The sequence below is a fragment of the Streptomyces panaciradicis genome (assembly GCF_023516615.1).
Lineage (GTDB): Bacteria > Actinomycetota > Actinomycetes > Streptomycetales > Streptomycetaceae > Streptomyces > Streptomyces panaciradicis.
On record NZ_JAMGBF010000068.1, the window covers coordinates 60,411 to 73,477 of the forward strand.

The following is a 13,067-nucleotide window of genomic DNA, read 5'->3' on the forward strand; positions in this document are numbered from 1 at the left end:
TCCGCGCGATGACGGAGGATGCTCGGGTGGACGACGAACTGCTCACCATCGGCGCGTTCGCGGCCCGGGCGCGGCTGTCGGCCAAGGCGCTGCGGCTCTACGACCGCCTCGGCCTGCTGGCCCCGGCCCACGTGGACGAGGGCAGCGGCTACCGCTACTACCGGGCGGGCCAGGTGGAACGGGCCCGGCTGGTGGCGCTGCTGCGGCAGCTCGACATGCCGCTGGCGCGGATCGCCGAGGTGGTCGAGGCGGACGGCGCCGAGGGGGCCGCGCTGCTGGCCGCGTACTGGGCGGACGTGGAGTCCCGGCTGGCCGGGCAGCGGACGCTCGCCGAGTACCTCCGTGGACGGCTGTCCGGGAGGAGTTCCGAGATGTACGGGAAGTTCGTGGTCGAGACGGTGGACGTACCGGCGCGGGTGGTGATCACCCAGTCCCGGCACACGCTGGCCGACGAGTTGCCGGCGTGGATCGGCGCGTCGCTGGGCCGGCTGGAGACGGCGGCCCGGGAGTGCGGGGGTGTGACGGCGGCGCCGTACGTCGTCTACCACGCGGAGGTGTCGATGGAGAGCGACGGTCCGGCGGAGGCGTGCGTGCCGGTCGCCGACGAGACGGCGGCGCGGGCGTGGGCGCGCGAGCACGGCCGGTCCTGGGAGACGGGCGTGCGGGTGGAGCCGGCCCAGCGGCTGGCGTACACGCGCATCACCAAGGCCCAGGTGGCCCACCCGCAGATCCTGGCGGCCTTCGAGGCGGTGGAGCAGTGGATCGCCGCGGAGGGGCTGGAGCAGGCGGGGCCCTGCCGGGAGGTCTACTTCGCGGACTGGGACGCGGCGGGGCCCGAGGACGAGGTGTGCGACATCGCGTTCCCGGTGAGGTGACGGTGCCGGGGCGCTACTTCAGCTCGTCGGGGCACGGAGTCCCGCGCGGCAGCTGATACGGCGCCCCCAGCCGGTAGGTGCCCGCCTTGGGCGCCAGCAGGAGCGTCCACTTGTCGCCCTTGGCGTCCTCCTCCGTCTGCATCAGGCAGCCGTTGACGTTGTCGTACGACTTCGGCAGGCCGTCGGCGCGGTGCTTGGAGGCGTCCGTCTCCTGCGGGGGCTTCACGCCCTTGCCCTTGGCGTCGACCAGGCCGAGCCACGGGGAGTAGGGGACCCGGATGAGGACCCGGCCGGGCTTCTTCACCTCGATGGTCAGCTCGCCCTGGTCGGCGCGGTCCACGATGGCGGGCGGGTCGGCGAGCGGGGTGGGGTCGGTGACCCGGAACAGCTGCCAGTTGGCGTCGCCCCAGATCTGCCGCAGATACGGCATGCCCCGCTGGACGAGTTCCCGCTCGCGCTCGCCGCCGTCGCCGTCCGGCTCGCCCTTGGGCAGCACGACGAAGTGGACGGCCCAGCGGCGCAGCCATTCGTGGTAGTTCGCCGAGTTGAGGGTGTCGTCGTAGAAGAGGGGGTTGCGCTCCATGTCGGCCTGGCGGTTCCAGCCGCGGGCCAGGTTCACGTACGGCGCGAGGGCGGAGGCCTCGCGGTGGGAGCGGGCGGGGACCACCTCGACGCGGCCCTTCTCGGCGCCGACCCCCTGGAGCTCGTTGACGAGCGGGGCCAGCTCGCGGGCCCAGGAGGCGGTCGGGGTGGTGCGCACGACGTCGTCGACCGCCTTGAACCCGATCCAGAAGGTGAACCCGGCGATGGCCAGCACCGTCAGGTACCACTCGCGGGTGTGCCGGGTCTTGAACGGCAGCACGGCGACGAGTGTGACACCGGCGAACAGCATCGCCAGCCGGGTGATGTTGGAGCCGATCTGGGAGCTGACGACCCACACGCCGAGCACGGACAGGCCGTACACCGCGGAGGTGAGCCGGACCGTCGTCCACTTCCTGGGGACGAGCACGAGGACCAGGACCGCGTAGACGAACGGCAGGCTGGCGGAGCCGATCGTCATCGGCTGGGTGCCGGAGAACGGGAACAGCCACGCCGACAGGGCCACCACGGCGGCCGGCGCGAGACCCAGCGCCCAGGCGCCGGGCCGGCGCTTCTGCAGGAACAGGGCGACGGCCACCAGCCCGACGAACAGCCCGGCCACCGGCGAGGCCAGCGTGGCGAGCGCGGCCAGCGGCGCCGCGCAGGCGGCCTTCGCGCCTCTGCGGTAGCGCCACTTGTGCGGCCAGCAGAACACGACGGCGACCGCGCCCAGCGCGAACACCGTGCCCAGCCCGAACGTCACCCGCCCGGAGGCCGCGTTGCACAGGAACGCGAAGACGCCCGCCAGCGAGGCCCACAGGGGGTTCTTCACCGACCGGCTGCGGATGAGGATCATCGTGAGCAGACCGGCCGAGACCGTCCCCGCGATCATCATCGTCGTCCGCACGCCGAGCACGGACATCAGGTACGGCGACACCACGCTGTAGGACACCGGGTGCATGCCGCCGTACCAGGCGAGGTTGTACGCCGAGTCCGGGTGCCGGCCGACGAACTCGGCCCACGCGTCCTGCGCCGCGAGGTCCCCGCCACTGTTCGCGAACGTGAAGAACCAGGCGATGTGGAGGGCGCCGGCGAGCACGGTGATCGAGAGCACCGGGTGCCGCAGCAGCCGCTCGCGCAGGGCGAGCAGGAGGGCCGTCGCACGGGACGGAGCGTCCTGCGGACGGGCGTCGTCCGTTCGGTCGTCGCCGTCAGGGGCGTCGACACGTGGCACGGGCACGCGTATTCGCGGGCCGGTTCCCCGTCCCGGATCGGCGTCGTCGGCGCGTGTCGGCTCCGCAGTGGCCACCTGAAGGCACTCCCCGTGGTGTCCCGTCTTCTGTTCTGGTCCTCTGTGCACAGGACGCGTCCCGTTGCCCGCGCGTTCGCGGCCACGTCCCCGGGGCTTTCCCGGCCGCGTCCCCTGCGCGACGGCCTGCCCCGTTTCGTGACGCTAGCACGCAGCGCCGGCACCGCCACCCCGCGGCCCGCCCCCGCGCACACGCCGGCCGCCGTCCCCGGGGGGACGGCGGCCGGTGCGCCACGGGTCGCCCGCCGGGTCAGCCGATGCGGGTGAGCTTGTCGGTGAAGCCGGGTTCGGCGAGGTCCTTCTGCAGCTGGACGGGGACCTGCACCGCACCGCTGGTGCCGCCGTCGCCGACGGTGAGGGTGCCGACCTTCGTGCCGGCCTTCGCCGAGTGCGGCAGGTCGTCCGTGACGAAGGACAGCTTCACCTTCAGCCCGGCCCAGCCGACGGCCGAGACGTCCTTGGTGATCACGACGGGGGTACGGCCGCCGAGGCCGTCGTCGACATAGCCGACGACGTCGCCCTTCTTCAGGATCGTCGCCGACTTCAGGGCGCCCTGCGCGGCCCGGATCAGCTTGTCGCCGGCGTCGAGGGCGCCGGAGAGGATGGTGTTGTCGCTGCCGCCGGGGCCCTGGCCGAGGACGGCGCCCACGATGGTGCGGGTCTCGCCGCCGACCTGCTTGACGGCCGCGAAGACCAGGTTGCCGCCGGCCGCGGTGGTGGTGCCGGTCTTGATGCCGATGACGCCGTTGTAGCCGACCAGGCGGTTCCAGTTGCTGTGCTTGCTGCCCTTGTAGTCGGTGTACTCCATCATCCGGGCGATCTCGCGGAAGCTCGGGTTCTTCATCGCGGCCTTCGCGAGCTTCACCTGGTCCGCGGCCGTGGAGACGGTGGTCTTCTGCAGGCCCGAGGGGTCGGTGTACGTCGTGTTCGTCATCCCGAGGTCCTTGGCGGCGGCGTTCATCTTGCTCGCGAACGCCTTCTCGGACCCGGCGTCCCAGCGGGCCAGGAGACGGGCCACGTTGTTCGCGGACGCGATCAGGACGCCCTCCAGGGCCTCCCGCTGGGTGATCGTGTCACCGGCCTTCACCTGAACCGTCGACTCGCCGTCCGCGGTCGCCTGCTCCTCCGCCGTCCGGTCGACCTTGATCTTCGCGCCGTCGCCCTTGAGCGGGTGGTCGCGCAGGATCAGGTACGTGGTCATGACCTTGGCGACACTGGCGATCGGTACGGGCTTCTGCGCGCCGGAGGAGCCGAAGGAACCGATGCCCTGGACGTCGAGGGCGCCTTCGCCGTCCGCCGGCCACGGGATGTCGGCCTTGCCGCCGCCGAAGGTGTAGCTCTCGTCGGCGGTGAGGTCGAGGGTGGGGGCCGGCAGCGGGCGGACCGCCTGCACGATCGCGAAGACGACGGCCAGCAGCAGGACCAGGGGCGTCCAGATCTTGACCCGGCGGACGATCGTGCGGACCGGGGTCTCCGGCGGCGGCGGGGTGTTGGTCAGCTCCGCCAGCAGGTCCAGCGGGGGCTTGGGCGGGAGCGGCTGCTGGGTGGTGCGCTCGGGACCGACCTGCGGGACGGACGCCGTGGCGTCCGCGGGCGCGGGCTTCGGCTGCTTCGCCGCCGGGTCGTCCAGGGGCTTGAGCGCGACGAACTTGCTGGTGCGCTCGGGGTCCGGCTTGGGCTCGGCCTTGGCGCCCGGCTTCGAGTCCGGCTTCGGGTCCGGCTTGGGCTCGGCCTTCGGGGCCGGCTTCGGGTCGGTCAGCTTGAGCATGGTGGTCGGCTGGTCGACCTGGGGGCTGGGCCGCTTGAAGATCGCGGTGGGCTGATCGACGGGGCCGGAGCCCTCGGAGTCGTCACCGGGGGTCTTGGTGTCGGCCTTGGCGTCGCTCTTGCCGGCGACGGCGTCCTCGGGCTCGGCCTCCGCGTCGGCGGGCTTGGCGTCCTCCGGCTCGGAGTCGGCGGGCTCGGAGTCGGCGGGCTCGGCGTCCGCGTCGGCCACCGCGTCCTCCGGCTCGGCGTCGGCCACCGCGTCCTCGGGCTCTGCCTCCGCCTCGGTCTCCGCCGCCGCCTCGGTCGACCCGGCCTCGTCGTCGTCGCCCTCGGTCTTCGCGGACGGCTTCTCGGCCTCGGCGTCCGCCGGCTCCGCGGGACCCGCGGGCTTCTCGTCGCCGTCGGAGTCGCCGGACCGGACCCACGCGGCCACGGCGGCGCGCAACCGCTCGTCGCCGACGGTGCCGCCCGACCCACCGTCGGCCCCGGCGTCGGTCCCGCCGTCGGACGCCTCAGGGCCGTCGGAGTCGGCGTCAGCGCCGTCCTCGCCTCCCTGGCGCCCCGGAGCCGCCTCCGCGGCGGAATCCGCGCCGGCGTCCCCGGACGCGCTCTCGGGGGCGCTCCCGGCGCTCTCCGGGGCCTTCTCGGCGGTCCTGGCGGTGCCGGAGGGCTCGCTACCGGTTCCGGGCGTGCCGGGGCCCTCAGCGGCCTCCTCGGCCTCGGCCTCGTCACCCGGGTCCTCGGCCTCGGAGACCTCCGCGTCCCCGGCCTCGGACGCCTGCCGCGCCGCCTCGGCGGCCTCGGCCTCCTCGTCCGCCGTCTCCGCCGTCTTCTCGGCTTCCGTCAGGAGATCACGTACCGAAAGCACCCGCGTGGCCGTGTCCACGCCTCCGCGCGTCCCCGGCTCCTCATCGGCGGCCGCCCTGGCCTCGGGAACCGGACCCGCGCTCCCCGACGTCGGTTCTGCCGACGACTCGCGCTGCTTCGACCTGTCGGGGGACTCGCCCGCCACCGATGCCTCCTCCATGTGCCGCCGCATGCCCCGCACGCGGCTGCCGAACCGTCAACCGAACCGTGAATCGCCGCCCGGGACACCGCTTGTGGCGCTGTCCGAAGCATGTACCAGTGTCCTGTGTGCGGGCTTGACCCCTGCGGTAGACGAGAACGACATACCTACCGGTTCCCTCACAAAGAGGTCACGCACTCTCGACAGACCAATGTGAGAGGGGTCACCCTGTCTTTCATCCACGCGGGGAGGCATGGATGGGCAGGAGCCGCAGAACACTTCCGGAGGAGCTTCTGTTGCTGGCATTGGACCCGGCCACGGGTACCACTGCGCAGCCGCAGTCGCTCGACCTCGGTCTGGCCGGAGCACAGCTAGTGGAGCTGGCGCTGGCCGGACGGATAGCCCCAGACGGGGATCGTATCGCCGTGGTAGCACCACGGCCGACTGGAGATCCAACGTTGGACTGCGCGTTGGAGTTGCTGCGAAGGCGTGGCGCTCCCGTGCGGGCAGTGAACTGGATCGGCGGGCCGCGCCTTGGGCTGCGCCAGACCTACCTCTCGCATCTGGAGCGGTGCGGCATGGTGCATGCCGTGGCGGGCCAGATGTGCGGAGTGCTGCCGACGACTCGCTACCAGGCGACGGACAACGCCATCAGCCGGGAGATCAGGGCCCGGCTGGATTCCGCGATCCGTACCGGCGTACCGCCGGACCCACGGACCGCGGCGCTCGCCGCACTGGCGCACGCGGTCGGCCTCGGCAAGCACCTGTATCCGGGGAACGAGGGACGCTCGTCCCGGTCCCGGCTGCGGGACCTGATCAGGCACGACCCCATGGGCGGTCTCGTCGCGCACGCCGTGATGGACGTCCAGAACGGCGTGGGCGCCCAGCCCCGCCGCAGCCCGGCCCCGGCCGGCCGCCCGGCCGCCGGACCCTCCGGGCCCGCACCGGAACCCGCTCGCGGCGTTCCGATGCAGCCGCGCCGCGGACCCATGGCGCGTGTCGTGGCCCACTGAGCCGCGGTCCCACGACACACCGGCAACACCCGCACCGCACAGCACCACACGCCGCACCAGAGTCCCCAGACCCGGTTCGGGAGCCGCTGGCCCGCGCGGGGCGACGGGACCGTACGTCGTCCGTGTCCTCGGATACGGAAGGCGCGACGGTTCCGCCGTCCCGCGCGGCCGCTTTGTGTGCGGGACTCGCGAACTGGCGTGTATGCAGCGCATATCCGCCGTTTCCCAGCGGTAGAAAGCACCTTGGTGGCAATCTGCTCAACAGCAGATACGCAAAGTGGCAGACAGAGGTCCGCAGCCGGAGGTGCACGTCCCGTGGCGTCAAGTGTCAATCCCACCGTCAGGCGACGCCGGCTGGGCCAGGAGCTGCGCCGGCTCCGTGAGCTCAAGGGCATGACGGCCGAGGAAGTGGCGGAGCGGCTGCTGGTGTCGCAGTCGAAGATCAGCCGGCTGGAGAACGGCCGGCGCAGCATCAGCCAGCGCGACGTCCGCGACCTGTGCGGGGTGTACGAGGTCGAGGACCACCGGATCGTCGACTCGCTGATGCAGATGGCCAAGGACAGCCGTCAGCAGGGCTGGTGGCACTCCTTCGGCGACATCCCCTACAGCGTGTACATCGGGCTGGAGACGGACGCGGCGAGCCTGCGCGTCTACGACCCGCAGGTCGTGCCGGGGCTGCTGCAGACCCGGCAGTACGCCGAGACGCTGATCGCGGGCGCCCTGCCGGAGACCGCGGCCGCCGACATCGACAAGCGCGTCCAGGTGCGGCTGCGCCGGCAGGAACGAATCACCGCCCCGGAGAACCCGCTGCGGCTGTGGACCGTGATGGACGAGGCGGCCCTGCGCCGGGTGGTGGGCAACCGCTCACTGATGCGGGACCAGTTGGAGCACCTCGTCGAGCAGTCGCAGCTGCCGCACGTCACCGTGCAGGTGATCCCCTTCGACATGGGGGCGCATCCCGGCCTCAACGGCCAGTACGCGATCCTCGAGTTCCCGGACGCGGCCGACTCCAGCGTGGTCTACATCGAGGGCGTGACCAGCGACCTGTACCTGGAGAAGGCGAACGACGTCCAGAAGTACAGCGTGATGTACGAGCACCTGCGGGCGCAGGCCCTCAATCCGGACCAGTCACGGCAGTTCATCGCGGACATCGCGAAGGAGTACGCCCGCTGAAGCGCCGTACCGTACACCTTCCTGGGTCTCCAGTGGAAGACCCACCTGGAATATGCCATCCAGTCGAGTGAATAGTCGCTTCGTACACCGAGGTGGGCGAGTAGCGTCGATCACGCCACCACGCACCACAGGTTGGCGCAAACCGCGCTGTGGGTCCGGAGTCGGACTCGTCGTGCGGTGACAGCAACTCAACGACTGGCACTCCGGAGCAAAAATGGCAATTCGTCAGGGCGCCACGGACACGTGGACCAAGTCCTCGTACTCCACGGGCAACGGCGCGTGCGTCGAGATCAAGTCACCGGTTGTCGCGGCGATGGCCGTCCGGGACTCCAAGGTCACCGAGGGCCCGGTGCTGGCCTTCCCGGCCGAGGCGTGGAACACGTTCGTCGCGTCGATCAAGGCGTAGCGGAAGGGACTCACGATCTTCGGACCGTCCTTCCCCCGAGTACAACTTCACAAGCAGCACAGCAAGAGCCCTCTCGACCAGCTTCGCCGTCCTTGCCGAGGGGGCTCGGCCTGTGTCCGGGGCCCGTCGTGACGACGGGCCCTAGCGCAGCCGGTCGACGTACCTGTCCGTCCCGGGGACCGTCGGGACGAACGGCGCCACCAGTTCCACCCTCCCCAGCCCCGTCTCGGCCACCGGCCCGTCCAGCCCCGTGAAGTACGCCTCCCAGCACTCACGTGGATCGGCCTCCAGGAACCACAGCAGCGTCAGCCGGGTGTCCACGCCCTCCACCTGCTTCACGTACGTCATCCGGTCGCCCGGCAGCGGGGTCGGCCGGAACACGGTCACCATGGCCGCCGGTGACCCGGCGAGCCGCCTTGGCAGGTGCCGCGCCCGCAGCCATTCGAGCAACTCGGCCCGCTGCGCGGCCGATTCGGCGTCGATCACCTCCACCACCAGGCCGGCGTAGGGGTGGTCGAGGGCGTGGAAGTCGCGGGGCCCGGCGGCCCCGTCGCGGTAGACGGTGACCTCGTGGTCCTGGAACGCCGTGAAGACGTGGGTGCGGTCCTGGTACACGCGGGCGTCCCGGTTGAGCCGCTTGTTGATCGCCACGGTCCACCGCATGTGGTCGTCGTAGCGGCCGTCCGTGACCCAGTACGTCGAGAGGTAGCAGCCGGCGGTGACCGGCTGGGCGACCGCCGACTTCTCCGGGTAGCGCAGCAGTTGGAGGTCGCGGGTGGCCACCCAGCGGCGCCCGGCGAACATCCAGGGCATGGCCATCGCGCCGGCGTAGTAGTGGTCGTCCTCGTACCAGCGGTTGTACGCGTACTCGTGGCCTGGATGCGGTTCCACCATGGTGATGAGGGCGTGGCCGGGACGGACTCCGTAGGGTCCTACGGCGGCCAGCTCGGCGTACACGTCGCTCCTGGTTTCCTCGCTCACGTCGCTCCCCTTCCGTCCTCCGCCGGTCGCCCATACTCTGACGCTCCGTCAGATAATTGGCCAGACCCGCGGAGGCTCGGATGTCACTGCTCACGGGCAAGACCGTCGTCGTCTCGGGAGTCGGCGCCGGGCTCGGTCACCAGGTCGCGGCGGCGGTGGTGCGCGACGGCGGCAACGCGGTGCTCGGGGCCCGCACGGAGGCGAACCTCGCCAAGAGCGCGGCCGAGATCGATCCCGACGGGGCGCACACGGCGTACCGGCCGACGGACATCACCGACGAGAGCCAGTGCGCGGCGCTGGCCGCCCTCGCGCACGAGCGCTTCGGCCGGATCGACGCGGTGGTCCATGTGGCCGCGTGGGACGGCTACTTCGGCGGCCTGGAGGACGCGGACTTCACGACCTGGCAGTCGGTGATCGACGTGAACCTGCTGGGGTCGCTGCGGATGACGCGCGCGTGTCTGCCGGGGCTGAAAGCGGCGGGCGGTTCGGTGGTGTTCATCGGTACGCAGTCCTCCGTCGCCGCGCCCACGCAGGTCCGGCAGGCGGCGTACGCGGCCTCGAAGGGGGCGCTGACGAGCGCGATGTACTCGCTGGCGCGCGAGCTCGGGCCGCACCGCGTCCGGGTCAACACCGTGCTGCCGGGCTGGATGTGGGGCCCGCCGGTGCAGGCGTACGTGCAGTTCACGGCACAGACGGAGGGGGTGCCGGAGGGCGAGGTGCTGAAGCGGCTGACCGACCGGATGGCGCTGCCCGACCTTGCCACGGACGCGGACGTGGCCGATGCGGCGGTCTTCCTCGCCTCGGACCGGGCACGGGCCATCACCGGGCAGTCGCTGCTGGTCAACGCCGGGGAACTGATGCGCTGACCATCGAGATCCAGCCACGCTGGCTGTTCATGTACATAAACAGCGACCATCAAGCGGAACGATTTTACCTTCTCTTGAACTGCTGCTTGCTTGCTGTGATCATGCCACCCCACTCAGAGTTCGTCATGCCCGTCCCCGGCAGCGGACCCTGGAAGGGGGCTCATGAACAGTCTCGACTGGGCCGTGCTCATCGGCTACTTCGGCGTGATGGTGGCGATCGGCGTCTGGTCGCACAAGCAAGTGGGCAACGTCAGCGACTTCTTCACCGCCGGCGGCAAGATGCCCTGGTGGCTGTCCGGCATCTCGCACCACATGTCGGGCTACAGCGCGGTCCTGTTCACGGGGTACGCGGGCATCGCCTACACCTACGGCGTGACGTCCTTCGTGACCTGGTCCTTCCCGATCGCGCTGGGCATCGCCATCGGCTCGAAGCTGTTCGCGCCGCGGATCAACCGCCTGCGCTCCCGGCTGCAGGTGGCCTCGCCGCTGGAGTACCTGAAGAACCGCTACGACCTGAAGACCCAGCAGGCCCTCGCCTGGTCCGGCATGCTGCTGAAGATCGTCGACGTGGGCGCGAAGTGGGCGGCGATCGCCACCCTGCTGTCCGTCTTCACCGGCATCTCCCTGAACCAGGGCATCCTCATCACCGGCGCGATCACCGCGGTCTACTGCACGATCGGCGGTCTGTGGGCGGACGCGCTGACCGAACTGGGCCAGTTCGTCATCCAGTTGCTGGCCGGCGTCTCGATGTTCGTGGCGGTCGTGCTGAAGCTGAACGACAAGGGCATCGGCTTCTTCGAGGCCTGGGACCAGCCGGCCCTGCACGGCCACGGCAAGCCCCTCGTCGGCCCCTACGGCACCGTCTTCCTGCTGGCGTTCCTCTTCATCAAGCTCTTCGAGTACAACGGCGGCATGCTCAACCAGGCCCAGCGCTACATGGCGACGGGCTCCCCGCGCGAGGCCACGCGCTCGGCCCGGCTGTCCGCGGCGCTGTGGCTGGTCTGGCCGGTCGTGCTGTTCTTCCCCATGTGGATGTCGCCGCTGCTGGTGCACGCCCAGAAGCCGGACGGCTCCGACTCCTACGGCCTGATGACCGAACAGCTGCTGCCGCACGGCCTGTTGGGCCTGGTGATCGTCGGGTTCTTCTCCCACACGATGGCCATGTGCTCCTCCGACGCCAACGCGATCGCGGCCGTCTTCACCCGGGACGCGGCGCCCGTGCTGTCCCGGCGGGCCCGTGAGTGGGGGCAGCGCTCCGGGCTGATCGCGGCCCGGGTGACCACGGTGGTCTTCCTCGCCCTGTCGATGGCGGTGGCGACCCAGGTCAACTCGCCCACCTTCAAGGACATCATCACGGTCGTCATCAAGTGGGTCGCCGGTCTGATGGGCCCGATCGCCATCCCGATGATGCTGGGCGTGCTGCGGCCCTTCCGCCGCTCCGGCCCGACGGCGGCGCTGACCAGCTGGGGCCTGGGCCTGCTGGCCTTCTGGCTGGTCAACTACCCCATCAACTGGAACATCGACGGCGGCGTGCCGCTGCAGTACCAGGTCTCCATCCCGCTGGCCGTCTCCCTGGTCCTCTACATCCTCATCGGCTACCTGAAGCCGGAGGACACCCCGGAGCGGCTGGCGGTCATCGAGCGGATCAACACGGACGACGACAGCACGGCGGTCGCCGTACCGGCTCCGGCGGAGGGCGTGGAGGACACGCTGGGCCGCACGCCGGTGAAGGACTGACGCCCCGGGCCCGGGGGGAGGGGAAAAGCCGGTGCCGGCGCACTCCACGACCGGCAGACTGACCGGCATGACCACCCCACTCCCCTCGGGCCCGCAGGCCGACCTCCTCCGCTACCTCCAGGACGCCCGTGACGCCCTGCTGTGGAAGCTGGAGGGCCTGTCCGAGTACGACGTCCGGCGGCCCCTGACCCCGACCGGCACCAATCTGCTGGGCCTGGTCAAGCATGTGACCTACGTCGAACTGGGCTACCTGGGCGACACGTTCGGGCGTCCCGCCGCCCCGGGCCGCCCCTGGTACGGGCCCGTCGCCGACGACAACAGCGACATGTGGGCGTCCGCCGACGAGTCCCGGGCGGACGTCGTCGACCGCTACCGGCAGGCGTGGCAGCACGCCGACGCCACGGTCGCGGCACTGCCCCCGGACACGGTCGGCAAGGTGCCGTGGTGGCAGGCCGGCAAGGACGAGATCACCCTGCACCACGCGCTGGCCCGGGTCCTCGCCGACACCCAGCGGCACGCGGGCCAGGCCGACATCCTCCGCGAACAGCTCGACGGCTCCGCGGGCTGGCTCCAGAACAGCACCAACCTGCCGTCGGACGACCCGGCATGGTGGCAGGACTACCGCGACCGCCTGGAGCGAACGGCCCGCGAGGCGGCCGACAGAGCCTAGGGAGGCCGGCCGCCGGGATCACGGGCGGACGCCCGATGCCCGGGAACACCCGGCGCGCGGCAGATGCCGGTACCGGGCCGCCCCGACCGGCACGGACACCCAGCGCTCGCCGGACAGGCGGAATCAAGCCGCCGACGAACCCCGACCTCACAGCCCCGAACAGCGGGCACCACCCGGGCAGGACCCCCGTCCAGCGCTCGCCGGGCGACGGGAACAAGCCGCCGAGCAACCCCGACCTCACAGCCGCGAACAGCCGCCCGCCCGGGAAGTACCGGTGCTCGCCGGACAGGCGGAATCAAGCCGCCGACGAACCCCGACCTCACAGCCACGAACAGCGGGCACCACCCGGGCAGGACCCCCGTCCAGCGCTCGCCGGGCGACGGGAACAAGCCGCCGAGCAACCCCGACCTCACAGCCGCGAACAGCCGCCCGCCCGGGAAGTACCGGTGCTCGCCGGACAGGCGGAATCAAGCCGCCGACGAACCCCGGGCTCAGAGCCGCGAGCAGCGGGCACCACCCGGGCAAGACCCCCGTCCAGCGCTCGCCGGGCAGGCCTGGCGTGGCCGGCCGACGGTCCAGGCGGGCTCAGGCCCGCGGGTAGCGGGCCAGCCAGCCCGGGGAGGCGCCTGCCGGGCCGTGGAGGGCGGGGCCCTGGGTCATCTCCATGGCGAAGTCGTCGGCCAGT

Annotated in this window: 10 protein-coding genes; 7 read left to right on the forward strand and 3 right to left on the reverse strand. The window is 71.4% G+C overall.

The window, feature by feature from the left end; all coding sequences use genetic code 11:
- Positions 1-8: 8 nt before the first annotated feature.
- Positions 9-875 carry a MerR family transcriptional regulator gene (locus M8J74_RS22895; protein WP_249838238.1) on the forward strand — a complete coding sequence of 289 codons (867 nt, stop codon included), beginning with the start codon at positions 9-11 and terminating at the stop codon, positions 873-875.
- Between the two features lie 13 nt (positions 876-888).
- Here M8J74_RS22895 and M8J74_RS22900 read toward each other — a convergent pair whose 3' ends face one another.
- Together M8J74_RS22900 and M8J74_RS22905 are read right to left on the reverse strand one after the other, a co-directional pair.
- Complete coding sequence (locus M8J74_RS22900; protein WP_249838239.1) at positions 889-2,763, reverse strand: DUF8823 domain-containing protein; 1,875 nt, start codon at positions 2,761-2,763, stop codon at positions 889-891.
- Between the two features lie 250 nt (positions 2,764-3,013).
- Entirely contained in the window at positions 3,014-5,542 is a 2,529-nt protein-coding gene (locus M8J74_RS22905) for a D-alanyl-D-alanine carboxypeptidase (RefSeq protein WP_249838240.1), read from the reverse strand.
- Positions 5,543-5,793: 251 nt separating this feature from the next.
- On the opposite strand from M8J74_RS22905, the gene M8J74_RS22910 reads away from it, so the two are divergent.
- The 3 genes from M8J74_RS22910 to M8J74_RS22920 all read left to right on the forward strand — a co-directional run bounded on the left by M8J74_RS22910 (position 5,794) and on the right by M8J74_RS22920 (position 8,128).
- On the forward strand, positions 5,794-6,549 hold the full coding sequence (locus M8J74_RS22910; protein WP_058924762.1) for a GOLPH3/VPS74 family protein: 756 nt from the start codon (positions 5,794-5,796) through the stop codon (positions 6,547-6,549).
- Positions 6,550-6,864: 315 nt separating this feature from the next.
- Positions 6,865-7,722 carry a helix-turn-helix domain-containing protein gene (locus tag M8J74_RS22915; RefSeq protein ID WP_058924761.1) on the forward strand — a complete coding sequence of 286 codons (858 nt, stop codon included), beginning with the start codon at positions 6,865-6,867 and terminating at the stop codon, positions 7,720-7,722.
- 214 nt (positions 7,723-7,936) lie between these two features.
- Positions 7,937-8,128, forward strand: a complete 192-nt coding sequence (locus M8J74_RS22920) for a DUF397 domain-containing protein (protein ID WP_058924760.1) — start codon at positions 7,937-7,939, stop codon at positions 8,126-8,128.
- Positions 8,129-8,269: 141 nt separating this feature from the next.
- On the opposite strand, the gene M8J74_RS22925 is transcribed toward M8J74_RS22920, so the two are convergent.
- Positions 8,270-9,109 (reverse strand): hypothetical protein, encoded by an 840-nt coding sequence (locus M8J74_RS22925; RefSeq protein WP_249838241.1) that lies wholly within the window; start codon positions 9,107-9,109, stop codon positions 8,270-8,272.
- Between the two features lie 80 nt (positions 9,110-9,189).
- Here M8J74_RS22925 and M8J74_RS22930 point away from each other — a divergent pair, with 80 nt between their 5' ends.
- The 3 genes from M8J74_RS22930 to M8J74_RS22940 all read left to right on the forward strand — a co-directional run bounded on the left by M8J74_RS22930 (position 9,190) and on the right by M8J74_RS22940 (position 12,382).
- Complete coding sequence (locus tag M8J74_RS22930) at positions 9,190-9,975, forward strand: SDR family oxidoreductase (protein WP_249838242.1); 786 nt, start codon at positions 9,190-9,192, stop codon at positions 9,973-9,975.
- Positions 9,976-10,137: 162 nt separating this feature from the next.
- A complete protein-coding gene (locus M8J74_RS22935) occupies positions 10,138-11,712 on the forward strand; it encodes a sodium:solute symporter family protein (RefSeq protein ID WP_249838243.1) in 1,575 nt (524 codons plus the stop codon).
- Between the two features lie 67 nt (positions 11,713-11,779).
- Positions 11,780-12,382: a DinB family protein gene (locus M8J74_RS22940; RefSeq protein ID WP_249838244.1), complete on the forward strand. Its 603-nt coding sequence runs from the start codon at positions 11,780-11,782 to the stop codon at positions 12,380-12,382.
- Positions 12,383-13,067 lie beyond the last annotated feature (685 nt).

Coding starts and splice junctions, on each gene's coding strand:
- M8J74_RS22895 (WP_249838238.1), top strand. CDS start 9: ATGACGGAGGATGCTCGGGTGGACGACGAACTGCTCACCATCGGCGCG.
- M8J74_RS22910 (WP_058924762.1), top strand. CDS start 5,794: ATGGGCAGGAGCCGCAGAACACTTCCGGAGGAGCTTCTGTTGCTGGCA.
- M8J74_RS22920 (WP_058924760.1), top strand. CDS start 7,937: ATGGCAATTCGTCAGGGCGCCACGGACACGTGGACCAAGTCCTCGTAC.
- M8J74_RS22930 (WP_249838242.1), top strand. CDS start 9,190: ATGTCACTGCTCACGGGCAAGACCGTCGTCGTCTCGGGAGTCGGCGCC.
- M8J74_RS22935 (WP_249838243.1), top strand. CDS start 10,138: ATGAACAGTCTCGACTGGGCCGTGCTCATCGGCTACTTCGGCGTGATG.
- M8J74_RS22940 (WP_249838244.1), top strand. CDS start 11,780: ATGACCACCCCACTCCCCTCGGGCCCGCAGGCCGACCTCCTCCGCTAC.